Annotated in this window: 20 protein-coding genes and 3 tRNA genes; 20 read left to right on the plus strand and 3 right to left on the minus strand. The window is 58.5% G+C overall.

Translation table 11 applies throughout. The annotated features are described in order from the left end of the window. On the minus strand, window positions 1-909 hold the full coding sequence (gene rlmB, locus FBZ97_RS15350; protein WP_113351537.1) for a 23S rRNA (guanosine(2251)-2'-O)-methyltransferase RlmB: 909 nt from the start codon (window positions 907-909) through the stop codon (window positions 1-3). A gap of 198 nt (window positions 910-1,107) precedes the next feature. On the opposite strand from rlmB, the gene FBZ97_RS15355 reads away from it, so the two are divergent. The 5 genes from FBZ97_RS15355 (at window position 1,108) to FBZ97_RS15375 (ending at window position 4,076) form a co-directional block, all read left to right on the plus strand. Further along, a tRNA-Tyr gene (locus FBZ97_RS15355) sits at window positions 1,108-1,192 on the plus strand. A 25-nt stretch (window positions 1,193-1,217) separates the two neighbouring features. Continuing rightward, window positions 1,218-1,291: transfer RNA gene (locus FBZ97_RS15360), tRNA-Gly, on the plus strand. A 202-nt stretch (window positions 1,292-1,493) separates the two neighbouring features. Next, on the plus strand, window positions 1,494-1,922 hold the full coding sequence (locus FBZ97_RS15365; RefSeq protein ID WP_113328929.1) for a DUF3597 domain-containing protein: 429 nt from the start codon (window positions 1,494-1,496) through the stop codon (window positions 1,920-1,922). 398 nt (window positions 1,923-2,320) lie between these two features. Further along, entirely contained in the window at window positions 2,321-3,496 is a 1,176-nt protein-coding gene (tuf, locus tag FBZ97_RS15370) for an elongation factor Tu (protein WP_095434658.1), read from the plus strand. Window positions 3,497-3,566: 70 nt separating this feature from the next. Continuing rightward, on the plus strand, window positions 3,567-4,076 hold the full coding sequence (locus FBZ97_RS15375; RefSeq protein ID WP_113353740.1) for an AAA family ATPase: 510 nt from the start codon (window positions 3,567-3,569) through the stop codon (window positions 4,074-4,076). Window positions 4,077-4,089: 13 nt separating this feature from the next. Here the strand turns inward: FBZ97_RS15375 and FBZ97_RS15380 are convergent, their stop codons facing one another. After that, window positions 4,090-4,620 carry a GrpB family protein gene (locus FBZ97_RS15380; protein ID WP_145320321.1) on the minus strand — a complete coding sequence of 177 codons (531 nt, stop codon included), beginning with the start codon at window positions 4,618-4,620 and terminating at the stop codon, window positions 4,090-4,092. A 155-nt stretch (window positions 4,621-4,775) separates the two neighbouring features. Here FBZ97_RS15380 and FBZ97_RS15385 point away from each other — a divergent pair, with 155 nt between their 5' ends. From FBZ97_RS15385 to rpoC, 12 genes are all read left to right on the plus strand, one after another. Continuing rightward, window positions 4,776-5,669 carry an NAD(P)-dependent oxidoreductase gene (locus FBZ97_RS15385; RefSeq protein ID WP_145320319.1) on the plus strand — a complete coding sequence of 298 codons (894 nt, stop codon included), beginning with the start codon at window positions 4,776-4,778 and terminating at the stop codon, window positions 5,667-5,669. A gap of 329 nt (window positions 5,670-5,998) precedes the next feature. After that, window positions 5,999-6,685, plus strand: a complete 687-nt coding sequence (locus tag FBZ97_RS15390) for a glycosyltransferase (protein WP_069614840.1) — start codon at window positions 5,999-6,001, stop codon at window positions 6,683-6,685. Between the two features lie 5 nt (window positions 6,686-6,690). Next, the gene (locus tag FBZ97_RS15395) at window positions 6,691-7,566 is read left to right on the plus strand and encodes a 3-deoxy-manno-octulosonate cytidylyltransferase (protein ID WP_186449502.1); all 876 of its coding nucleotides are present in this window, start codon (window positions 6,691-6,693) and stop codon (window positions 7,564-7,566) included. 214 nt (window positions 7,567-7,780) lie between these two features. After that, window positions 7,781-7,856: transfer RNA gene (locus FBZ97_RS15400), tRNA-Trp, on the plus strand. 195 nt (window positions 7,857-8,051) lie between these two features. Beyond that, a complete protein-coding gene (gene secE / locus FBZ97_RS15405; protein WP_069614841.1) occupies window positions 8,052-8,252 on the plus strand; it encodes a preprotein translocase subunit SecE in 201 nt (66 codons plus the stop codon). A gap of 18 nt (window positions 8,253-8,270) precedes the next feature. Next, window positions 8,271-8,801, plus strand: coding sequence for a transcription termination/antitermination protein NusG (gene nusG, locus FBZ97_RS15410; protein WP_004123460.1), 531 nt, complete (start codon window positions 8,271-8,273; stop codon window positions 8,799-8,801). Window positions 8,802-9,013: 212 nt separating this feature from the next. Beyond that, window positions 9,014-9,445 (plus strand): 50S ribosomal protein L11, encoded by a 432-nt coding sequence (rplK, locus tag FBZ97_RS15415; RefSeq protein ID WP_069614842.1) that lies wholly within the window; start codon window positions 9,014-9,016, stop codon window positions 9,443-9,445. A gap of 4 nt (window positions 9,446-9,449) precedes the next feature. Then, window positions 9,450-10,148: a 50S ribosomal protein L1 gene (rplA, locus tag FBZ97_RS15420; RefSeq protein WP_069614843.1), complete on the plus strand. Its 699-nt coding sequence runs from the start codon at window positions 9,450-9,452 to the stop codon at window positions 10,146-10,148. A 329-nt stretch (window positions 10,149-10,477) separates the two neighbouring features. Next, the gene (gene rplJ, locus FBZ97_RS15425; RefSeq protein WP_047637052.1) at window positions 10,478-10,996 is read left to right on the plus strand and encodes a 50S ribosomal protein L10; all 519 of its coding nucleotides are present in this window, start codon (window positions 10,478-10,480) and stop codon (window positions 10,994-10,996) included. A 58-nt stretch (window positions 10,997-11,054) separates the two neighbouring features. After that, complete coding sequence (gene rplL, locus FBZ97_RS15430; protein WP_069614844.1) at window positions 11,055-11,438, plus strand: 50S ribosomal protein L7/L12; 384 nt, start codon at window positions 11,055-11,057, stop codon at window positions 11,436-11,438. A gap of 262 nt (window positions 11,439-11,700) precedes the next feature. After that, a complete protein-coding gene (gene rpoB / locus FBZ97_RS15435) occupies window positions 11,701-15,843 on the plus strand; it encodes a DNA-directed RNA polymerase subunit beta (protein WP_112435150.1) in 4,143 nt (1,380 codons plus the stop codon). 176 nt (window positions 15,844-16,019) lie between these two features. After that, window positions 16,020-20,228, plus strand: coding sequence for a DNA-directed RNA polymerase subunit beta' (rpoC, locus tag FBZ97_RS15440; protein WP_113353738.1), 4,209 nt, complete (start codon window positions 16,020-16,022; stop codon window positions 20,226-20,228). Window positions 20,229-20,343: 115 nt separating this feature from the next. Here the strand turns inward: rpoC and FBZ97_RS15445 are convergent, their stop codons facing one another. Then, on the minus strand, window positions 20,344-20,637 hold the full coding sequence (locus FBZ97_RS15445) for a hypothetical protein (RefSeq protein ID WP_004123433.1): 294 nt from the start codon (window positions 20,635-20,637) through the stop codon (window positions 20,344-20,346). A gap of 508 nt (window positions 20,638-21,145) precedes the next feature. Between FBZ97_RS15445 and rpsL the strand changes: the two genes are divergently transcribed. The 3 genes from rpsL (at window position 21,146) to fusA (ending at window position 24,199) form a co-directional block, all read left to right on the plus strand. After that, window positions 21,146-21,517, plus strand: coding sequence for a 30S ribosomal protein S12 (gene rpsL, locus FBZ97_RS15450; protein ID WP_003507760.1), 372 nt, complete (start codon window positions 21,146-21,148; stop codon window positions 21,515-21,517). Between the two features lie 81 nt (window positions 21,518-21,598). Further along, a complete protein-coding gene (gene rpsG, locus FBZ97_RS15455; RefSeq protein WP_069614847.1) occupies window positions 21,599-22,069 on the plus strand; it encodes a 30S ribosomal protein S7 in 471 nt (156 codons plus the stop codon). Between the two features lie 30 nt (window positions 22,070-22,099). Continuing rightward, entirely contained in the window at window positions 22,100-24,199 is a 2,100-nt protein-coding gene (gene fusA / locus FBZ97_RS15460; RefSeq protein WP_106997622.1) for an elongation factor G, read from the plus strand. Window positions 24,200-24,235 lie beyond the last annotated feature (36 nt).

Genomic DNA, 24,235 nt, shown 5'->3' on the forward strand with positions numbered 1-24,235 from the left:
CTATGATTTGAGATAGGACCGCGTCGCATATAGCGCGATCGCGGCTGCATTCGAGACATTCAGCGACTTGATGGCGCCTGGCATATCGAGCCGAGCGAGCGCATTCACCGTTTCCCGCGTTTTCTGGCGCAGGCCCTTGCCCTCGGAGCCGAGCACGAGGGCGATCTTGTCGCCGCTAAAGGTGCCTTCCAGCGGAGCCGGACCTTCCGAATCGAGCCCGATGGTCGTGAAGCCGAGACGATGCAGTTCTTCGAGCGCATCGGCAAGATTGGTGATTTGTATATAAGGTATGAGCTCGAGCGCGCCCGAGGCCGATTTTGCCATTACGCCTGATTCGGTCGGGCTGTGGCGCTGCGTGGTAATGACCGCACCCGCATCGAAAGCGACGGCCGAACGCATGATGGCGCCGACATTGTGCGGGTCCGTCACCTGATCGAGAACGAGGAGCAACGGGCTGTCCTTCAATGCCTCGAGGCGGCGCACGGGCAGGGGGCGCGTTTCCAGCATGACGCCCTGATGGATCGCTTCCGGGCCAAGCACCTTGTCGATATCCTGCGGCGAGACGATCTCGACCGGGATGCCGAGTTGATCGGCCGGGCCAACCTCCAGCCGTACCAGCGCATTCTGGGTGGCCGACAGCTTGACATTCTTGCGCTGTGGGTTGGTCAGCGCCGCGCGAACCGTATGCAGGCCATAGAGAAAGACCTGGTCGGGCGCGAGCGCCGGCGGCTTCCAATCGTCAGCGCCGGCCTTCTTGCGCTTTTGCGGCGTCGGCGTCGGTATCTCGCCACGCTCGCGCTTGGCATCGCGATGCGCGCGGCGCAGCGTTGCATAATGAGTGTCCTTGGCCGAGCGGTCGCCGGCCGTGCTGTCTTGGCCCTGACGGCCGGATGATTTGTCTTTGCTCATGCGGCTTTATAACCAGCGCCTTCCTGAGCGCCTAGCCTCTTTCAGTGCCGGGCTTTTCCCACAGGCTGAAATTTTTTCGTCATTTTTGGCAATTCCTTGTGTTGACAGACGGAAATCGTCCGGTCATATACGCGGCGCAGATGACGGCGGCGACGCCAACATCTAGCAAGCTTGGTCGCAAGATCCAGTCGGAAAACTGGAGGGATGCCCGAGTGGTTAAAGGGGACGGACTGTAAATCCGTTGGCTCAGCCTACGTTGGTTCAAATCCAACTCCCTCCACCATTCCGAGCCGGATCTTGACCATCCCGCGGGTATAGCTCAATGGTAGAGCAGCAGCCTTCCAAGCTGAATACGCGGGTTCGATTCCCGCTACCCGCTCCAAGATTTTCAAATCGTTGCTTGCTGATTGTCTCCCCTCGAGGTTGAGCGAGCCTGTTGTTTGCCTCCCGGTTACCCCTCGTGCAAACGCGCCTTTCATTTCCATACTCGCTCTGGTGCAGTCTTTGCATATTTGACATGAAGGGTTGCTTATATTCGCGCGAGCGATACATATTGCTCGGGCAACCGAAACGGGAGAGCGAAAATGGGTATCTTCGACAAGATCAAGGGTGCAATCTGGGGTGAGGCGAAGGCTGCAGAGGCTGCTCCTGCACCGACGACGACAGCTGCAACTGACAATCCGGCGCCTGCGCCGACGCCGGCTCCTTCAGCGACGACGGCAGCAACGTCGCCCGCGACCAGCGCGCCATCCGCTCCAGTGGATATCGCCTCGATCCTCGACGCCGCCGTCAAGAAGAGCGGTCAGAAGCTGGACTGGAAACATTCGATCGTCGACCTCATGAAGGCACTCGGCATGGATGCGAGCCTTTCCGAGCGCAAGGAGCTCGCTCAGGAGCTCGGCTATACCGGCGATGCCGGCGATTCCGCCAAGATGAACATGTTCCTTCACAAGGCTCTTCTGAAGAAGCTCGCGGACAATGGCGGCAAGGTGCCGGCCGATCTTCTCGATTGATCGCTGCAAAGCTTCGGCGTGTCCGATCGGCTGCGTCGAATGATGGATCGTGACAAGCGACGCTTGATCGTCTGATAATTCTGCGCCCTTTCCTGTCGGGAAGGGCGTTTTGCGTTCGAGAGCGGACGAATGCCTCGCCCTCTATCGGCACTGGAATTCTTAACCGTGCCTCCCTATCTAAGCGCCTGAACCGGCAAATGCTTTTTTGTCTTTCCGGATCGGCCGGCGGACCTTACGCGGCGAAGGAATGTTGATGGCTTGAGATCATCCGCCATCGGCCAGGCTTCGCCCGGAATAGGGCCTGCAATTAAGTCTTGCGCAAATGCGATGAAAGCCTTAAACGGCGGCACTAAACCGGTTCGCCGGGGTCACTCATTACGTTCACAGGAAGCATTCAAATGGCAAAGAGTAAGTTTGAGCGCAATAAGCCGCACGTTAACATCGGGACGATCGGTCACGTTGACCACGGCAAGACGTCGTTGACGGCAGCGATCACGAAGTACTTCGGCGAGTTCAAGGCGTATGACCAAATCGACGCGGCTCCGGAAGAGAAGGCTCGCGGCATCACGATCTCGACGGCCCACGTTGAATACGAGACGCCGAACCGTCACTATGCGCACGTTGACTGCCCCGGCCACGCCGACTACGTGAAGAACATGATCACGGGTGCCGCCCAGATGGACGGCGCGATCCTGGTTTGCTCTGCTGCTGACGGCCCGATGCCGCAGACGCGCGAGCACATCCTGCTCGCCCGCCAGGTTGGCGTTCCGGCGATCGTCGTATTCCTGAACAAGGTCGACCAGGTTGACGACGCCGAACTTCTCGAGCTCGTCGAGCTCGAAGTTCGCGAACTTCTGTCGTCCTACGACTTCCCGGGCGACGACATCCCGGTCGTCAAGGGTTCGGCGCTTGCTGCTCTTGAAGATTCGGACAAGAAGATCGGCGAAGACGCTATCCGCGAGCTGATGGCTCAGGTTGACGCCTACATCCCGACGCCTGAGCGTCCGATCGACCAGCCGTTCCTGATGCCGATCGAAGACGTGTTCTCGATCTCTGGCCGTGGTACGGTTGTGACGGGCCGCGTCGAGCGTGGCGTGATCAAGGTTGGTGAAGAAGTCGAGATCGTCGGCATTCGTCCGACGTCGAAGACGACGGTTACCGGCGTTGAAATGTTCCGCAAGCTGCTCGACCAGGGCCAGGCCGGCGACAACATCGGTGCGCTGATCCGCGGTGTGAACCGTGACGGCGTCGAGCGTGGTCAGATCCTGTGCAAGCCGGGTTCTGTCAAGCCGCACAAGAAGTTCAAGGCCGAAGCCTACATCCTGACGAAGGAAGAAGGCGGCCGTCATACGCCGTTCTTCACGAACTACCGTCCGCAGTTCTACTTCCGTACGACGGACGTGACGGGCATCGTGACGCTTCCGGAAGGCACGGAAATGGTTATGCCAGGCGACAACGTTACGGTTGACGTCGAGCTGATCGTTCCGATCGCGATGGAAGAAAAGCTTCGCTTCGCGATCCGCGAAGGCGGCCGTACCGTCGGCGCTGGCATCGTCGCCTCCATCGTCGAGTAATCCCAGGATTATTCCTTATAAGAAGGCCCCGCTGGAAACAGCGGGGCCTTTTTGCATTGGGAGATGGTGCATGAGCCTGATCATTCTGACCGGCGCCTCCGGTTCGGGAAAGACTGCTATCGCGCAGGCAATAGCCAGGGACCACGCGCGAAGGTTAGCCGTCTATCATTTCGACAGCATCGGCGTACCGTCGCTTGATGCTATGGTCCGGGATCATGGTTCGCCCGAGGCCTGGCAGCGCGACAAGACCATCGAATGGCTGGAACGGCTTGTGCCGCAAGCGCAGAAGGGCAGGGGCGTTCTTTTCGAGGGGCAGATGCGCCCATCCTTCGTTATCGAAGCTGCAGCGGCTGCCAGGGCCGATGACTATCGCCTCATATTGATCGATTGCGATGATGCAACGAGGACACATCGCTTGTCCGCTGAGAGAGGCCAGCCGGAACTTGCCGATGCGAACATGATGAATTGGGCCGCTTATCTGCGCCGCGAAGCCCAAGCATCCGGCCTTGAGATTCTCGATACGAGCCATCTTTCGCTCAGGCAGAGCGTGGATAATGTGCTGAGGCACCTGCTCGATTAGTCGGAGGATATTGTCACCCGCCGGCGATATTTTTCGTTGATCCGAATTCGGCCTTCGCGCGGCGCACGATATCGGCAACGAAATCGCTTTTGCCGCCGGTGTAGTGGTTCCAGTCGCCATTGGCCTCTTCGGCCAGACGCCGTTTCAAGGTCGCATAATCCGCCGTACGTTCGGGATGGGTGCGCAAATAATCGCAAAATAGAAGGCGCTCCCGATGGGCCTCGTTATCAGGCAGACAAAGATAAAGTCGCGTGCCGTAAGGCATCTCATCCTTGGTGAAAGCCCATCGGCCGGCTCTGTGAAGATCGCCGTGAAAGCGATATCCGTCTTCTCTCAAACGCTCCGTCGCGGCGAGTCTTGCGTCTTCCGAGAAAAGGACCGCATCGATATCGAGTTTCGGTTTGGCGCATAGCCCGGCGATGGCAGTGCTGCCGATATGATGAAACGTGGCGGGATGGCCAAGCAGCAGGCCAATTGCCCTGCTTCTGTCCTCGAAGAGAAAGGGCCATTGCGGATCATATTCAACAAGCGTGATCGGCCGCATCCCACTCATCTCCTTTCGTCCTGTTTGCCACGCGGCATATGCTTTACCGAGTCGTCCCGTTTATTTTGCCGGGAAAGTGGGATGTCACCAAGCCGTGTCTTGCGAAACGGATACAAGGGCCTATTTATCGCTCGATTTTATCCGGAGGAGATTTCATGAAGAAACGTATTTTGTTCACGGGCGGCAGCGGCAAGGCTGGACGACACACGGTTCCTTGGCTGGTCAATGCCGGCTATGAGGTCCACAATGTCGATCTCGTGCCGCTGAATAGCCCTGGCGTCACCAACCTGCAGGCCGATGTCACCGATGCGGGACAGGTCTATAATGTCCTGACCATGCATCGTGATTTTCCCGATCTCGATGAAGGCAAGGGTGTGCAGCCTTTCGATGCCGTCGTGCATTTCGCCGCCATTCCGCGCATTCTGATCAAGCCGGACAATGAGACCTTCCGCATCAACACGATGAGCACTTATAACGTCATCGAAGCGGCGGCAAAGCTCGGCGTGAAGAAGATCATTGTCGCCTCCAGCGAGACGACCTATGGCGTCTGTTTCGCCGAAGGCCATCGCGACTTCCATCAGTTCCCGCTGGAGGAGGATTATGACGTCAATCCGATGGATTCCTATGGCCTGTCCAAGGTCGTAAACGAGAAGACGGCTCGGGCTTTCGCTGAGCGTTTCGGCATCGATATCTACGCGCTGCGTATCGGCAATGTCATCGAGCCGCATGAATATGAGCGGTTCCCCGAGTTTTTCGCAAACAGCGAAATCCGCAAGCGCATCGCGTGGAGCTATATCGACGCCCGCGATCTCGGCCAGATCGTTCATCTCTGCATCGAGAAGAATGGCCTCGGATTCCAGGTGTTCAATGCCGCCAACGACACGATTTCGGCTAATACGCCCTCACGCGAACTTGCCGCCAAGCATTTTCCGAATGTGCCTTTCACCCGCGAGATCGGCGAATATGAGGGGCTGCTATCCAATCGCAAGATCCGCGAGGTTCTGGGCTTCAAGGAAGAGCACGACTGGCGGAAATATGTGAAGGTTTGAGGGCGCGCAGCTCATGCGATCGGCCGGGCGCTGTGTGTTGGCGTCCGGCAAAGGCATCGATCCAGAGTAGGGTGCCTCTCCATTTGTTACGCAACAAAACCAAAAATGCTTCCCCAAACACTCGACAAATACAGCCGTTTATTTAAGTAGGGTTGCGTTCGCGAAGCATCTCCTAGAGATTGCAGCGCATGGTTCGGTATATCCGCGCGCCTGTTTCGAACCAGCGCCCTCCGGCTGATGGGCCTTGAGGGTGAGCAGCGTGCGATTTGCGTCGCGACGAAAGATAATAGCCGGCTGGCCTGCAGGCGCTTAGCCGTTTCGGAGGTATCATGAAGGATAATGTTGCACGTATTTTCGTCGGGTTCGATTCCAAGGAGGTCGTGGCCTATCACGTCCTGACCCAGAGCATCATCGAGCGCTCGTCTATTCCGGTGGTCTTCTCGCCGATCGTGCTCAACAATCTCGAGGGCATCTTCACCCGCGAGCGCAATCCGCTACAGTCGACAGAATTTTCCTTCTCGCGCTTCCTGGTGCCTTACCTCAGCGATTACCAGGGGTGGAGCATCTTCATGGACTGCGACATGCTCGCCCGCGCCGATATCGCCGAGCTTTGGGCGCTGCGTGACGATCGCTATGCCGCCATGTGCGTCAAGCACGACTACCAGCCAAAGATCGAAACCAAGTTCCTCGGCCAGACGCAGACGAAGTATGAAAAGAAGAACTGGTCGAGCATGATCCTGTTCAATAACGCCAAGTGCACGGCGTTGACGAAGGATTTCGTCAATACGGCGACGGGCCTTCAGCTTCATCAATTCAAGTGGCTGGAGAACGACGATCAGATCGGTGAGGTGCCGGTCGTCTGGAACTATCTCGTCAACGAATACGATTATCGCGAAGATGCGAAGCTCGTGCATTTCACCGATGGCGGCCCGTATTTCGACGAATACCGCAACGACGACTACGCCGAAGAATGGTTCGCCATGCGCGACCGCATGCTGCACGTCCAGCAGAAGTGAGCGATTTGGATCATAAGACGACCGGAAATATTGAGGTCGGCATACCGGCCGCGGGTTCCGCGGCTGGTTTGAGCAGCACCGACGAATGGCGGACCATATTGATGGGGTTTTCCCATATCGTCCTAGTCGCCAATAGCGATGCGGTCGATATCTCAAGCCTGCAGGCGCAGTTTCCTGAGACTGCGCTCTTCGTCTTCTTCAACAAGGTCTACAAGGTTCTGGATCGCCCGTTCCATGGGCATTCACTGCTGATCTCTCGTGGCCAGCCGCGGGGCGCCAACATCGTCTATCGCGGCGAAGTGGGCGAGGTGGTCAAATTCTTTCCGAAGGAATATTTCCTTGGCATCATGAATATCCGCCTCGGTCCGGAAGAGAAGCTCAATCCCGCCGCCGATTTTCAGGGGGCGCCGACTGGCCATCTCGATCTCGTCGGCTTCTGCTCCGATTTCTATACGGAGGGCAAGACGCCGACGAGCGGCTTTGCCATGGCGCTTTGGCTCAGCGATCTGAAATTGCCCGGCAAGATCGTACTTGCCGGCTTCTCGGCCCGGCGCAGTCAGAAGTGGAGGGTGGTTTCCGCCCACGATTGGAGTTTCGAGCAGACCTTTCTGCGCTTGTTTATGCGGCTGGGAAAGATCACCATCCATGGTGGGATCGCACTGAACCCTTATATCAGCCTTGCCCAGCGCTTCACGGAAGTGCCTCCGGCCGAGATTGCCTTGGCTGCAGCCGAGGTTTTGTCTGAGCGGCTCGGAAATACCGACGCCGAAATAGACAAGCTGATCTCCCTGACCAATGTGATTCGCTCCGCTGACAATTTTATGCGTCGCCTCAGGCCGAAATTTCTCAAGCGCAAGCCGAAAGGTTCTCCCGGAGAGTAATGAGGGCGAGGGGGCATCCTTTCCGCAGGATTCGCGGCCGATTTGACCGTCCGGCAGATCTGTCCGCTCGGACATGTCCCATGTGAAGTTGCGGGCTCTATTGGGAAAAAGCAAAAAACGCTCTTGCCAATCGTTTCGTCCCGCCTTAAAGGGAGCGCCATGTCTTCGAACTGCTCGGGCGGTCCACCGCCTGGAGCGAATATTCGAAGGAAGAAGGGGTATAGCTCAGTTGGTAGAGCGGCGGTCTCCAAAACCGCAGGTCGTAGGTTCGAGCCCTGCTGCCCCTGCCATTTTCCTTGATTTGACTGGCGCGTCGTTTCGCAGCTTCTTGGGTTGAGGGTCATGCCGGTTTGTCGGCAAATTTTAGAAAACACCGTATTGCCTCTTGTTAAATCGGGAATCGGTGTTTATGTAGGGTTTAACAGACACGCGGTGCGTGGGGCTGATATGTTCAGCTTTACGCGCCGTAATTGCGTGGGCAGTCAATGGCATCCAAAACGAATCCACTAGCGTTTCTGCGGCAGGTGCGCTCCGAGACGTCGAAAATCACTTGGCCCTCGCGTCGCGAGACGATGATCTCGACGGTGATGGTGCTCGTCATGGTCGTTTTCGCCTCGCTGTTTTTCTTTGCTGCCGACCAGCTCATTGGCTGGATTCTCAGCTACGTGCTGAATACCGGCAACTGATATCGGGTGGAGATGAACATGGCGGCACGTTGGTACATCGTCCACGCTTATTCTAATTTCGAAAAGAAAGTGGCTGAATCCATCGAGGAGAAGGCCAGGCAGAAGGGTCTCGAGCATCTGTTCGAGAAGATCCTTGTGCCGACCGAAAAGGTTGTTGAGGTTCGTCGCGGCCGCAAGGTCGACAGCGAGCGCAAGTTCTTCCCGGGTTACGTGCTCGTGCGCGCCAACCTGACGGATGAAGCTTACCACCTGATCAAGAATACGCCGAAGGTCACTGGCTTCCTCGGCTCCGACAATAAGCCCGTTCCGATTCCGGATTATGAAGCCGAGCGCATTCTCGGTCAGGTCCAGGAAGGCGTCGAGCGGCCGAAGGCTTCTGTATCCTTCGAGATTGGCGAGCAGGTCCGCGTATCCGACGGTCCGTTCGCATCGTTCAACGGCACGGTTCAGGATGTGGACGAAGAGCGTTCGCGCCTGAAGGTGGAAGTGTCGATTTTCGGCCGCGCTACGCCGGTCGAGCTGGAATACAGCCAGGTCGAGAAGGTCTGATTGTGATTTCTACGAAAGGTTGGCCTGGCGGCTGGCCTTTTGTTCGAGTTTGGATGTAAGCAAATGCTTGCTTATGTCTCGCGGCCAAGCCGCAATTCGCGTGGAAGGGTAGGGTCTTAGCCGGGCCTGGCGATCCGCACCACGCAACCGCAGCCGCCGGAGCGATCCGGCATAGTAGGCCGGGCAACCGGTCATGTAGAAAGGCAGAGAGAATGGCTAAGAAAGTTGCAGGCCAGCTCAAGCTGCAGGTCAAGGCCGGCTCGGCGAATCCGTCGCCGCCGATCGGTCCTGCGCTTGGTCAGCGTGGCATTAACATCATGGAATTCTGCAAGGCGTTCAATGCCGCCACGCAGGAAATGGAAAAGGGTATGCCGATCCCGGTCGTCATCACCTACTACCAGGACAAGTCCTTCACCTTCGTCATGAAGCAGCCGCCGGTCAGCTACTTCCTGAAGAAGGAAGCGAAGATCCAGTCCGGCTCGAAGACCCCGGGCAAGGGCGCCAAGGCTGGCACCCTGACCAAGGCTCAGGTCAAGGCGATCGCCGAAGCCAAGATGAAGGATCTGAACGCCGCCGATATCGAAGGCGCAATGGCCATGATCGAGGGCTCTGCCCGCGCCATGGGTCTGGAAGTGGTAGGTTAAGACCATGGTAGCAAAGCGTATTCAGAAGATTCGTGAAGGCGTTGATCCGACCAAGCTCTATGCTCTGGATCTGGCCATCAACATGGTCAAGGAACGTGCCGTCGCCAAGTTCGACGAAACCGTCGAAATCTCGATGAACCTCGGTGTTGATCCGCGTCACGCCGACCAGATGGTTCGCGGCGTCGTCAACCTGCCGAACGGCACCGGCCGTACGGTTCGCGTTGCCGTCTTCGCTCGTGGCGCCAAGGCTGACGAAGCCAAGGCTGCCGGCGCTGACGTCGTCGGTGCGGAAGACCTGGTCGAAATCGTTCAGGGCGGCAAGATCGATTTCGATCGCTGCATCGCCACCCCGGACATGATGCCGCTCGTCGGCCGTCTCGGTAAGGTTCTCGGCCCGCGCGGCATGATGCCGAACCCGAAGGTCGGTACGGTTACGATGGACGTCAAGGGTGCTGTTGAAGCTTCCAAGGGCGGCGCTGTCGAGTTCCGCGTCGAGAAGGCTGGTATCGTCCATGCCGGTATCGGCAAGGCTTCCTTCGACGCCAAGGCTCTGGAAGAAAACATCCGCGCTTTCGCCGACGCCGTCATCAAGGCGAAGCCGGCTGGCGCCAAGGGCAACTACGTCAAGCGCGTAGCGATCTCCTCGACCATGGGGCCGGGCGTCAAGATCGAGCCGTCGACGGTTACGGCGCCGAGCGCCTAATGATTATGCCGGGCTTTGTGCTCGGCGTTTAAGAATTCCCGGCCTTTCGGGGCCGGGATTTCCGGAGAAATCCGGAATTCCTGTCCGAGATTGCAGGTGGTTATCCCTTAATCACTCAAGCCTGCATGAGACGGGTAAGACCCGAATTTTGAAGAAGCTTCGCTTCGATGAACTCGGTTCGAGCCTTGGATGCCTTGTGCCTCGGAGCCGTCAGGCTCGAGCGCGAGGGGACAGGATCCTCAAGCGTCGCTTGGGATCTCATTGATCCCAGGAGGCAAAAGGCAACCCGGCAGGCCCGCTAACCCGGTCCTGTCAACTGGAGAAAAGCAGTGGAAAGAGCGGAAAAACGCGAATTCGTCACGGAACTGAACGAAGTCTTCAAGGCTTCGGGCTCGGTTGTCGTGGCCCACTATGCTGGTGCTACAGTCGCTCAGATGAACGATTTTCGTTCCAAGATGCGCGCTGCTGGCGGCACCGTCAAAGTCGCGAAGAACCGCCTGGCCAAAATTGCTCTTCAGGGCACGGATGCGGAAGGGATTTCCAATCTCTTCACCGGTCAGACGCTGATCGCATACAGCAATGACCCGATTACCGCTCCGAAGGTCGTCGTGGATTTCGCCAAGACCAACGATAAGATCGTTGTTCTGGGCGGCGCCATGGGAACAACAACGCTCAACGCCGAAGGTGTCAAGTCGCTCGCGACCCTGCCTTCGCTGGACGAGCTGCGCGCGAAGCTGCTGGGCATGATCCAGACTCCGGCTACCCGCATCGCAGGTGTTGTTGCAGCGCCGGCAAGCCAGCTTGCTCGCGTGTTCTCGGCCTACGCCAAGAAGGACGAAGCCGCGTAAGGCGGTTTTTCGCTGTTCATAACCAACCAGTTCGAACCGAACAAAAGGAACTACTAAAATGGCTGATCTCGCAAAGATCGTTGAAGACCTCTCCTCGCTGACCGTTCTCGAAGCCGCAGAACTGTCGAAGCTTCTCGAAGAAAAGTGGGGCGTTTCCGCCGCTGCTCCGGTAGCTGTTGCTGCCGTTGCTGGTGGTGCTGGCGGCGCTGCTGCAGCTGCTGAAGAAGAAAAGACTGAGTTCGACGTCATCCTCGCTGATGCCGGCGCGAACAAGATCAACGTCATCAAGGAAGTCCGCGGCATCACCGGCCTCGGCCTCAAGGAAGCCAAGGACCTCGTTGAAGCCGCTCCGAAGGCTGTCAAGGAAGGCGTTTCCAAGGCTGAAGCCGCTGACATCAAGAAGAAGCTCGAAGACGCCGGCGCTAAGGTCGACGTTAAGTAAGCTTGAAACTGCTTTGGGAGGTGGCTTTTTGCTACCTCCCATTTGCCGTTTTTCTGAACGAATTACCCAAAAGCCGCGGGCAAAACGGCTTTTGGGTAATGGGTTCTTCAAGAGGATGGTCTCAAACCGAACCGCGACGCAATCCGGCTGAGCGGTTTTCGGTTAGATAGACGAGATTGAACTACTCATTGATTGATGGGGTCGCCTGGCCAGCGGTTCCCATCCGTTGCAGGCCCGGGTGCAGGATTTTAAAGGAGCGACGATGGCTCAGACCCTTTCGTTCAACGGTCGCAGGCGCGTACGCAAGTTTTTTGGTAAGATTCCCGAAGTCGCAGAGATGCCGAACCTCATCGAGGTTCAAAAGGCATCCTACGATCAGTTTCTCATGGTCGAAGAACCGAAGGGCGGCCGCCCGGACGAAGGTCTTCAGGCTGTCTTCAAGTCGGTTTTCCCGATCACCGATTTCTCCGGCGCTTCCATGCTGGAGTTCGTTTCCTATGAGTTCGAACCGCCGAAGTTCGACGTCGATGAGTGCCGCCAGCGCGACCTGACCTACGCCGCGCCGCTGAAGGTGACCCTCCGTCTGATCGTGTTCGATATCGACGAGGATACGGGCGCGAAGTCCATCAAGGACATCAAGGAACAGAGCGTCTACATGGGCGACATGCCGCTCATGACGAACAACGGTACGTTCATCGTGAACGGCACCGAGCGCGTGATCGTGTCGCAGATGCACCGTTCGCCGGGCGTCTTCTTCGATCACGACAAGGGCAAGAGCCATTCTTCCGGCAAGCTGCTCTTCGCCGCTCGCGTCATCCCGTATCGCGGCTCCTGGCTCGATATCGAATTCGACGCCAAGGACATCGTCTACGCCCGTATCGACCGCCGCCGCAAGATTCCGGTGACGTCGCTGCTGATGGCGCTCGGCATGGATGGCGAAGACATCCTGTCGACCTTCTACACGAAGTCGCTCTATCAGCGCGACGGCGATGGCTGGCGCATTCCCTTCAAGCCGGAAACTCTGAAGGGCGCCAAGACCGTTGCCGACATGATCGACGCCGACACCGGCGAAGTCGTTGTCGAAGGCGGCAAGAAGCTCACGCCGCGCCTTCTGCGTCAGCTGCAGGACAAGGGCCTGAAGGCTCTGAAAGCGACCGACGAAGAGCTGTATGGCCTCTTCCTGGCGGAAGACATCGTCAACTTCCAGACCGGTGAGATTTATCTCGAAGCCGGCGACGAAATCGACGAGAAGACACTGCCTGTTATCCTGAACGCCGGTTTTGACGAGATCCCGGTTCTCGGCATCGACCACATCAATGTCGGCGCCTACATCCGCAACACGCTCGCAGCCGACAAGAACGAGAACCGTCAGGATGCTCTGTTCGACATCTATCGCGTCATGCGTCCGGGTGAGCCGCCGACCATGGAATCGGCCGAAGCCATGTTCAACTCGCTGTTCTTCGATGCGGAGCGCTACGATCTCTCCGCCGTCGGCCGCGTCAAGATGAACATGCGCCTCGACCTCGACGTCGAAGACACCGTCCGCATCCTGCGCAAGGACGACATCCTGGCCGTGGTCAAGATGCTCGTCGAGCTGCGCGACGGCAAGGGCGAGATCGACGATATCGACAACCTCGGCAACCGCCGCGTCCGTTCGGTCGGCGAGCTGATGGAAAACCAGTACCGTCTGGGTCTGCTGCGTATGGAGCGTGCGATCAAGGAACGCATGTCCTCGATCGAAATCGACACGGTCATGCCGCAGGATCTGATCAACGCAAAGCCGGCTGCCGCCGCTGTCCGCGAATTCTTCGGCTCTTCCCAGCTGTCGCAGTTCATGGACCAGGTGAACCCGCTTTCGGAAATCACCCACAAGCGCCGTCTTTCGGCTCTCGGCCCAGGCGGTCTGACCCGCGAGCGTGCCGGCTTCGAAGTCCGCGACGTTCATCCGACGCATTACGGTCGTATTTGCCCGATCGAAACGCCGGAAGGTCCGAACATCGGCCTCATTAACTCGCTGGCGACCTTTGCCCGCGTCAACAAGTACGGCTTCATCGAAAGCCCTTATCGCCGCATTATCGACGGTAAGGTGACCAACGACGTGCTCTACCTCTCCGCCATGGAAGAGGCGAAGTACTACGTTGCTCAGGCCAACGCCGAGCTCGACGCCGACGGTTCCTTCATCGAGGAATTCGTCGTTTGCCGTCATGCCGGCGAAGTCATGCTCGCTCCGCGCGACAACATCAACCTGATGGACGTCTCGCCGAAGCAGCTGGTTTCGGTCGCCGCCGCTCTGATCCCGTTCCTGGAAAACGACGACGCCAACCGCGCTCTCATGGGCTCGAACATGCAGCGTCAGGCCGTGCCGCTTCTGCGTGCCGAAGCCCCGTTCGTCGGTACCGGCATGGAGCCGGTCGTGGCGCGTGACTCCGGTGCTGCTATCGGCGCCCGCCGCGGCGGCGTGGTCGACCAGGTCGACGCAACGCGTATCGTTATCCGCGCCACCGAAGACCTCGATCCGTCGAAGTCCGGCGTCGATATCTACCGCCTGATGAAGTTCCAGCGCTCGAACCAGAACACCTGCGTCAACCAGCGTCCGCTGGTCACCGTCGGTGACGTGGTCAACAAGGGCGACATCCTGGCGGACGGTCCGTCGACCGATCTCGGCGATCTGGCTCTTGGCCGCAACGTGCTCGTCGCGTTCATGCCTTGGAACGGTTACAACTACGAAGACTCGATCCTGCTCTCCGAGCGTATCGTTGCCGACGACGTGTTCACCTCCATTCACATCGAAGAGTTCGAAGTGATGGCGCGCGACACCAAGCTCGGTCCGGAAGAAATCACCCGTGATATTCCGAACGTTTCGGAAGAAGCGCTGAAGAACCTGGACGAAGCCGGCATCGTTTACATCGGCGCCGAAGTTCAGCCGGGCGATATCCTCGTCGGCAAGATCACGCCGAAGGGCGAAAGCCCGATGACGCCGGAAGAAAAGCTCCTGCGCGCCATCTTCGGTGAAAAGGCATCAGACGTTCGCGACACCTCCATGCGCATGCCGCCCGGCACCTACGGTACGGTCGTCGAAGTTCGCGTTTTCAACCGTCACGGCGTCGAAAAGGACGAACGTGCCATGGCGATCGAGCGCGAAGAGATCGAACGCCTTGCCAAGGACCGTGACGACGAACAGGCGATCCTCGATCGTAACGTTTACGGCCGTCTGGTCGAGATGCTGCGTGGTCAGGTTGCTCTTGCTGGTCCGAAGGGCTTCAAGAAGGGCACGGAACTGTCGAACGCCGTGGTTTCCGAGTATCCGCGTTCGCAGTGGTGGATGTTCGCCGTCGAGGACGAAAAGGTCCAGAGCGAGCTCGAAGCCCTGCGTGGCCAGTACGACGAATCCAAGTCGCGCCTCGAACAGCGCTTCATGGACAAGGTCGAGAAGGTCCAGCGTGGCGACGAAATGCCTCCGGGCGTCATGAAGATGGTCAAGGTCTTCGTCGCTGTGAAGCGCAAGATCCAGCCGGGTGACAAGATGGCAGGCCGTCACGGGAACAAGGGCGTGGTCTCGCGCATTGTTCCGGTCGAGGACATGCCGTTCCTGGAAGACGGTACGCATGTCGATATCGTGCTGAACCCGCTCGGCGTTCCCTCGCGCATGAACGTCGGTCAGATTCTCGAAACGCACCTTGGCTGGGCTTGCGCCGGCATGGGTCGTCAGATCGGCGAACTGATCGAGGCCTACAAGGCAAGCGGCAACATCGAGCCCCTGCGCAAGACGATCGACCTCGTCGTCGGCGACGGTCCGAAGAGCGACGACGTTCACGAGTACGATGATGCATCGGTGCTGCGTCTGGCCGATCAGTGGAAGCGTGGCGTGTCCATCGCGACCCCGGTCTTCGACGGTGCTGGCGAAGCTGACGTCAACAAGATGCTGGCAATGGCAGGTCTCAAGGAAACCGGTCAGTCGACGCTGTACGACGGACGTACCGGCGAGCAGTTCGACCGCCAGGTTACGGTTGGCTACATCTACATGCTGAAGCTGAACCACCTTGTCGACGACAAGATCCACGCCCGTTCGATCGGTCCGTACTCGCTCGTCACCCAGCAGCCGCTGGGCGGTAAGGCGCAGTTCGGCGGTCAGCGCTTCGGCGAAATGGAAGTCTGGGCGCTCGAAGCTTACGGTGCAGCTTATACGCTGCAGGAAATGCTCACGGTCAAGTCGGACGACGTGGCCGGCCGTACCAAGGTCTACGAAGCCATCGTTCGTGGCGACGACACCTTCGAGGCGGGCATTCCGGAAAGCTTCAACGTTCTCGTCAAGGAAATGCGCTCGCTGGGCCTCAGCGTCGAATTGGAAAATTCCAAGGTCGACGATCTGCAGACGGCAAGCCAGCTTCCGGACGCAGCCGAGTAATAGCCTGTCAGGGTGCGCGCTGTCGGTCAGCGCGCACCGCTTGGAATATTGCAGCGCCGTTGGCGTCCCTTTGGATGCATGGCGCCGCAAGGCGGTTTTAAAGCGTCAGTCCGGTTCCCGGGATTTGCCGGCACTGCACGCAATTCGAGGGCGTTTCGCCCCTAAAGGAGATAGGCATGAACCAAGAGGTCATGAATCTTTTCAATCCGCAGGTGCCTGCGCAGAATTTCGATTCCATCCGGATTTCGATTGCGTCGCCGGAGAAGATTCTTTCCTGGTCTTATGGCGAGATCAAGAAGCCGGAAACGATCAACTATCGTACGTTCAAGCCGGAACGCGATGGTCTTTTCTGCGCGCGAATCTTCGGACCGATCAAGGACTACGAATGCTTGTGCGGCAAGTACAAGCGCATGAAGTACAAGGGCATCATCTGCGAAAAGTGCGGCGTCGAAGTCACGCTGTCGCGCGTTCGCCGTGAGCGCATGGGCCATATCGAGCTCGCCGCTCCCGTTGCCCACATCTGGTTCCTGAAGTCGCTGCCTTCGCGCATTTCGACGCTGCTCGACATGACGCTGAAGGATGTAGAGCGCGTTCTCTACTTCGAAAACTACATCGTCACCGAGCCGGGTCTCACCGCGCTCAAGGAGCATCAGCTCCTGACGGAAGAAGAGTACATGCTCGCCGTCGACGAATATGGCGAGGACCAGTTCACCGCCATGATCGGCGCTGAAGCGATCTACGAGATGCTGGCGAGCATGAATCTCGAAAAGATCGCCGGCGACCTGCGCTCCGAGCTTGCCGACACGACGTCGGATCTCAAGCAGAAGAAGCTGATGAAGCGCCTGAAGATCGTCGAAAACTTCATGGAATCCGGCAATCGCCCGGAATGGATGATCATGAAGGTCGTCCCGGTCATCCCGCCGGACCTGCGTCCGCTGGTTCCGCTCGATGGCGGCCGTTTCGCGACCTCGGATCTGAACGATCTGTACCGTCGCGTCATCAACCGTAACAACCGTCTGAAGCGCCTCATCGAACTGCGCGCTCCGGGCATCATCATCCGCAACGAAAAGCGCATGCTGCAGGAATCTGTCGATGCGCTGTTCGATAACGGCCGTCGCGGCCGCGTCATCACCGGCGCCAACAAGCGTCCGCTGAAGTCGCTGTCCGACATGCTCAAGGGCAAGCAGGGCCGCTTCCGTCAGAACCTGCTCGGCAAGCGCGTCGACTATTCCGGCCGTTCGGTCATCGTGACCGGTCCGGAACTGAAGCTGCACCAGTGCGGCCTGCCGAAGAAGATGGCACTCGAGCTGTTCAAGCCGTTCATCTATGCCCGTCTCGATGCGAAGGGTTACTCCTCGACCGTCAAGCAGGCCAAGAAGCTGGTCGAAAAGGAAAAGCCGGAAGTCTGGGATATCCTCGACGAGGTCATCCGCGAGCATCCGGTTCTCTTGAACCGCGCACCGACGCTGCACCGCCTGGGCATCCAGGCCTTCGAACCCACGCTGGTCGAAGGCAAGGCCATCCAGCTGCACCCGCTCGTCTGCACGGCTTTCAACGCCGACTTCGACGGTGACCAGATGGCCGTTCACGTTCCGCTCTCGCTGGAAGCCCAGCTTGAAGCCCGCGTGCTGATGATGTCGACCAACAACATTCTGCACCCGGCAAACGGCGCGCCGATCATCGTTCCCTCGCAGGACATGGTTCTCGGCCTGTACTATCTGTCGATCCTGAACCAGAACGAGCCGGGCGAAGGCATGGCCTTCTCCGACCTCGGCGAGCTGCATCACGCACTTGAGAACAAGGTCGTGACGCTGCATTCGAAGATCCGCGGCCGCTTCAAGTCGGTCGGCGAAGATGGCAAGCCATATTCGAAGATCTATGAAACGACCCCCGGTCGTCTGCTGATCGGCGAACTTCTGCCGAAGCATGCAAAGGTCACCTTCGACATCTGCAACCAGGAAATGACCAAGAAGAACATCTCCAAGATGATCGACACGGTCTACCGTCATTGCGGCCAGAAGGACACGGTCATTTTCTGCGACCGCATCATGCAGCTCGGCTTTGCCCATGCCTGCCGCGCCGGCATTTCGTTCGGCAAGGACGACATGGTCATCCCGAACACCAAGGCCAAGATCGTCGGCGATACCGAAGCGCTCGTGAAGGAATACGAGCAGCAGTATAACGACGGTCTGATCACCCAGGGCGAAAAGTACAACAAGGTTGTCGACGCTTGGGGTAAGGCCACCGAAAAGGTCGCCGAAGAAATGATGGCCCGCATTAAGGCCGTCGAATTCGACGAAAAGACCGGTCGTCAGAAGCCGATGAACTCGATCTACATGATGAGCCACTCGGGTGCTCGTGGTTCTCCGAACCAGATGCGCCAGCTGGGCGGCATGCGCGGCCTCATGGCCAAGCCGTCGGGCGAAATCATCGAGACGCCGATCATTTCGAACTTCAAGGAAGGCCTCACCGTTAACGAGTACTTCAACTCGACGCACGGTGCCCGTAAGGGTCTGGCCGACACCGCCTTGAAGACCGCGAACTCGGGCTACCTGACCCGCCGTCTGGTCGACGTCGCGCAGGATTGCATCGTCACGCAGATCGATTGCGGCACCGAAAACGGCCTCACCATGACCGCCATCGTCGATGCCGGTCAGGTCGTTGCCTCGCTCGGCGCCCGCATCCTAGGCCGTACGGCCCTGGACGACATCGATCATCCGGTCACGGGTGAGCGCATCGTCGATGCCGGCAAGATGATCCTCGAGCCCGATGTCATCGAGATCGAGAAGGCTGGTATCCAGTCCATCCGCATCCGTTCGGCTCTGACCTGCGAAATCCAGACGGGCGTATGCTCGGTCTGCTACGGTCGCGACCTTGCTCGCGGTACACCTGTCAACATCGGTGAAGCTGTCGGCGTCATCGCCGCACAGTCGATCGGTGAGCCGGGCACGCAGCTGACCATGCGTACCTTCCACCTGGGCGGCACGGCGACCGTGGTCGACCAGTCGTTCCTGGAAGCCTCTTACGAGGGCACGGTTCAGATCAAGAACCGGAATATGCTGCGCAACTCCGAAGGCAACCTCGTTGCCATGGGCCGCAACATGACGGTGCAGATCCTGGACGAACGTGGCGTTGAACGCTCCTCGCAGCGCGTTGCCTACGGCTCGAAGCTTTATGTCGACGATGGCGACAAGGTAAAGCGCGGTCAGCGTCTCGCAGAGTGGGACCCCTATACCCGTCCGATGATGACGGAAGTGGCCGGTACGGTTCACTTCGAAGATGTCGTCGACGGTCTCTCGGTCCTCGAAGCGACGGACGAATCCACCGGCATCACCAAGCGTCAGGTTATCGACTGGCGCTCGACGCCGCGCGGCTCGGATCTGAAGCCGGCGATCGTCATCAAGGACGCCAGCGGCAATGTCGCTAAGCTCTCGCGCGGTGGTGAAGCACGCTTCCTGCTTTCGGTCGACGCGATCCTGTCGGTCGAGCCGGGGCAGAAGGTGTCTCAGGGTGACGTTCTCGCCCGTTCGCCGCTGGAAAGCGCCAAGACCAAGGACATCACCGGTGGTCTGCCGCGTGTTGCCGAACTGTTCGAAGCTCGTCGTCCGAAGGACCACGCCATCATCGCAGAGATCGATGGTACGATCCGCCTCGGCCGCGATTACAAGAACAAGCGTCGCGTCATCATCGAGCCGGCGGAAGACGGTGTCGAGCCGGTCGAATACCTGATCCCGAAGGGCAAGCCCTTCCACCTTCAGGAAGGCGACTATATCGAAAAGGGTGATTACATCCTCGACGGTAACCCGGCTCCGCACGACATTCTGGCGATCAAGGGCGTGGAGGCTCTGGCTTCTTACCTGGTCAACGAAATCCAGGAAGTCTACCGCTTGCAGGGCGTTGTCATCAACGACAAGCACATCGAAGTGATTGTCCGTCAGATGCTGCAGAAGGTGGAGATCACCGACGCGGGCGACAGCCAGTACATCGTCGGCGACAACGTCGACCGTATCGAGCTGGAAGACGCCAACGACCGCCTGATCGAAGAAGGCAAGAAGCCTGCTTATGGCGATCCGGTTCTGCTCGGCATCACCAAGGCATCGCTGCAGACGCCGTCCTTCATCTCGGCTGCATCCTTCCAGGAAACGACGAAGGTGCTCACCGAAGCTGCAATCGCCGGCAAGACCGACGGTCTGCAGGGCCTGAAGGAAAACGTCATCGTCGGTCGCCTGATCCCGGCCGGTACCGGCGGTACCATGACGCAGATCCGCCGTATCGCTACGGCTCGCGACGAGCTCATCCTTGAAGAGCGCCGCAAAGGCACGGGTGCCGGCGTTGCAACACCGATGCTGCAGGATCTCGCCAGCGAAAACAGCCCGGCTGAATAAGCTGGTCTGAATTGACAAAAATCAAAACCGCCCGGAGCGATCCGGGCGGTTTCTTTTTGTGCATAATGAAATCGGCGAGGCGAGGGGGCGCCGTCTCCCTCAGACGGTTGTCCGATCAGCGGAAGCGGATGATTGCGACTTCGCCTTCGAGTGCGCCTTGATAGGCGGAGGCATGCGGCTCCTCGTCCGGAATATCCGTCAGGAGTCCGATCTGGTCGAGGTCGGCCTCGATGAAGCCCTCTTCGGCAAGAGCGTTCAGTGCCTCGCGCACGGCGGTATCATCGTCGGGCGCTTTCAGCATGACGTGCAGGTCGATGCCTTCGCCGCCATCGGTCTCATAACCCTTGCCGATGATGATGAAGACCATGGGGCCGTCGGAATTGTTGTCATTGTCTGGCGCAGTAATCATGGATCTTCCTTCGGGAGTATCGAATCGACCCGGCGATTCCTTTTTGCCGCGCGGGTCCGTCAGATGGAAATGTTCTTCCGTGATTCCTTATAGGGATTTTGCCGAAATACCAAAGTCCATCTTGCCGAAGGGGCGGCATTTCCCTATCCAATGCGCCAAATGGCTGGTTTGGCCGGGGTTTCCGGGCTTTATGACAAAGATAATTTCTTAACCGGCCTTGACGAACCGGTGGGAAACCAGTAGTACCGCCGCCATCGGAACCCATGTGAGGCATGGCTATTCGGGGCGACGCGCCCTGGAGTTCACCTCAAACAAGGTTCTAAACGCACGTTGAAGACACGAATGCTGCTCGCACGACGCCACCTTCGGTGTCCTCTGCTTTTCTGTGGTCCATCTGCGAGAGCGGATCGGGCCACGTTTTGCGCATTGAGACGAACGTGTGTCGTGCCGGTGACGGCGAAAGTCATGCCCGCAAGGGTGTCGAGATAGATTTACAAGGGATGGTTGAATGCCTACCGTAAACCAGCTGATCCGCAAGCCTCGCCAGGCGCAGGTAAAGCGTAACAAGGTTCCCGCTCTTCAGGAGAACCCGCAGAAGCGCGGCGTTTGCACCCGCGTCTACACCACGACGCCGAAGAAGCCGAACTCGGCTCTGCGTAAGGTCGCAAAGATCCGCCTGACCAACGGCTTCGAAGTCATTGGTTACATCCCCGGTGAAGGTCACAACCTTCAGGAACACTCTGTCGTCATGATCCGTGGCGGCCGCGTCAAGGACCTTCCGGGTGTTCGCTACCACATCATCCGCGGCGTTCTCGATACCCAGGGTGTCAAGAACCGCAAGCAGCGCCGTTCGAAGTACGGTGCAAAGCGTCCGAAGTAATTCGGATTTTTAGATAATCCGGCGCTGCGCGAGGTTCTCCGCGTGGTTAAGCGTCGCAACAGTTGAGAGACGAGAAGTTACATGTCCCGACGTCATAGAGCAGAAAAGCGCGAGATCAATCCGGACCCGAAGTTCGGCGATCTGGTTGTTACCAAGTTCATGAATGCCATCATGCTGGACGGCAAGAAGTCCGTAGCAGAAAACATCGTATATGGCGCGTTTGACGCCGTGCAGGGCAAGGCAAAGCAGGAACCGCTCGGCGTGTTCCATCAGGCTTTGGATAACATCGCTCCGCACGTTGAAGTCCGCTCGCGCCGCGTTGGTGGTGCTACGTACCAGGTTCCGGTGGATGTGCGTCCTGAGCGTCGCCAGGCTCTGGCCATCCGCTGGCTGATCACCGCTGCTCGCAAGCGTAACGAGACGACGATGATCGACCGTCTGTGCGGCGAACTTCTCGATGCCTCCAACAACCGCGGCGCTGCCGTCAAGAAGCGCGAAGACACGCACAAGATGGCTGATGCCAACCGTGCGTTCTCGCATTATCGCTGGTAATCCCGAACGGTTTCGGAAAGGCAGTCCACAATGGCTCGCGCATATAAAATCGAAGACTACCGCAATTTCGGTATCATGGCGCATATCGACGCCGGCAAGACCACGACGACCGAGCGTATTCTTTACTACACCGGTAAGTCGCACAAGATCGGCGAAGTTCACGATGGCGCTGCCACGATGGACTGGATGGAGCAGGAGCAGGAGCGTGGCATCACGATCACTTCTGCTGCTACCACGACCTTCTGGAAGGGCCGTGACGGCAAGACCCGCCGCTTCAACATCATCGACACCCCCGGCCACGTTGACTTCACCATCGAAGTCGAGCGCTCGCTGCGTGTTCTCGATGGTGCCATCGCGCTGCTCGACGCCAACGCCGGCGTTGAGCCGCAGACGGAAACCGTTTGGCGTCAGGCTGAGAAGTATCATGTTCCGCGCATGATCTTCTGCAACAAGATGGACAAGACCGGCGCCGACTTCTACCGCTCGGTTGAGATGATCAAGACGCGCCTCGGCGCGACCGCAGTTGTCATGCAGCTGCCGATCGGCGCTGAAAGCGACTTCAAGGGCGTTATCGATCTGGTCGAGATGAACGCTCTGATCTGGCGCGACGAGTCGCTCGGCGCCCAGTGGGACGTCGTCGAAATCCCGGAAGACATGAAGGCCAAGGCTGAAGAATATCGCGAAAAGCTGATCGAGACCGTTGTCGAGATCGACGAAGCCGCGATGGAAGCCTACCTCGAAGGCAATCTGCCTGACAACGACAAGATCCGCGAACTCGTTCGTCGCGGCACGATCGACGTCAAGTTCCATCCGATGTTCTGCGGCACCGCATTCAAGAACAAGGGTGTTCAGCCGCTCCTCGACGCCGTTGTCGATTACCTGCCGTCGCCGCTCGACATTCCGGCGATCAAGGGCATCGATGCCAAGACGGAAGCCGAGATCGAGCGTCACGCTGACGACAACGAGCCGCTTTCCATGCTCGCGTTCAAGATCATGAACGACCCATTCGTCGGCTCGCTCACCTTTGCCCGTATCTACTCCGGCAAGCTGGAGAAGGGCGTTTCGGTCATGAACACGGTCAAGGACAAGCGCGAGCGCGTCGGCCGCATGCTGCAGATGCACTCCAACTCGCGTGAAGACATCGAAGAAGCCTATGCTGGCGACATCGTTGCTCTCGCCGGCCTCAAGGAAACCACGACGGGTGACACGCTCTGCGATCCCCTGAAGCCGGTTATCCTCGAGCGCATGGAATTCCCGGAGCCGGTCATCCAGATCGCGATCGAGCCGAAGTCCAAGGGTGACCAGGAAAAGATGGGCCTCGCGCTCAACCGCCTGGCTGCAGAAGACCCGTCCTTCCGCGTCAAGACCGACCAGGAATCCGGTCAGACGATCATCGCCGGCATGGGCGAACTGCACCTCGACATCATCGTCGACCGCATGCGTCGTGAGTTCAAGGTTGAAGCAAACGTAGGCGCGCCGCAGGTTGCCTACCGCGAAACCATCACGCGCCTGACGGAAAAGGACTACACGCACAAGAAGCAGACCGGCGGTACCGGTCAGTTCGCACGCGTCAAGCTCGTATTCGAGCCGAACCCGGAAGGCGAAGACTTCAAGTTCGAATCCAAGATCGTTGGCGGTGCTGTTCCGAAGGAATACATCCCGGGCGTTCAGAAGGGTATCGAAAGCGTTCTGTCTTCGGGCCCGTTGGCAGGCTTCCCGATGCTCGGCGTTAAGGCGACGCTCATCGACGGTGCCTTCCACGATGTCGACTCGTCGGTTCTGGCCTTCGAAATTGCCGCTCGCGCTTGCTTCCGTGAAGCAGCTCGCGAAGCCGGTGCTCAGCTCCTCGAGCCGATGATGAAGGTCGAAGTCGTAACGCCGGAAGACTACGTCGGTGACGTTATCGGCGACCTGAACTCTCGCCGTGGTCAGATCCAGGGCCAGGAGAGCCGCGGTATCGCCGTCGTCATCAGCGCGAACGTTCCGCTGGCGAACATGTTCAAGTACGTCGATAACCTGCGCTCGATGTCTCAGGGCCGTGCACAGTACACGATGACCTTCGATCATTATGCGCCGGTTCCGTCGAACGTCGCACAGGAAATCCAGGCAAAGTATTCCGGTCAGAAGTGACCGGAATACCAATTGACCGATAACAAGAATTGATCC

Origin of the sequence: Rhizobium sp. ERR 942 (genome assembly GCF_007828395.1) — a bacterium.
Taxonomy (GTDB): domain Bacteria; phylum Pseudomonadota; class Alphaproteobacteria; order Rhizobiales; family Rhizobiaceae; genus Rhizobium; species Rhizobium dioscoreae.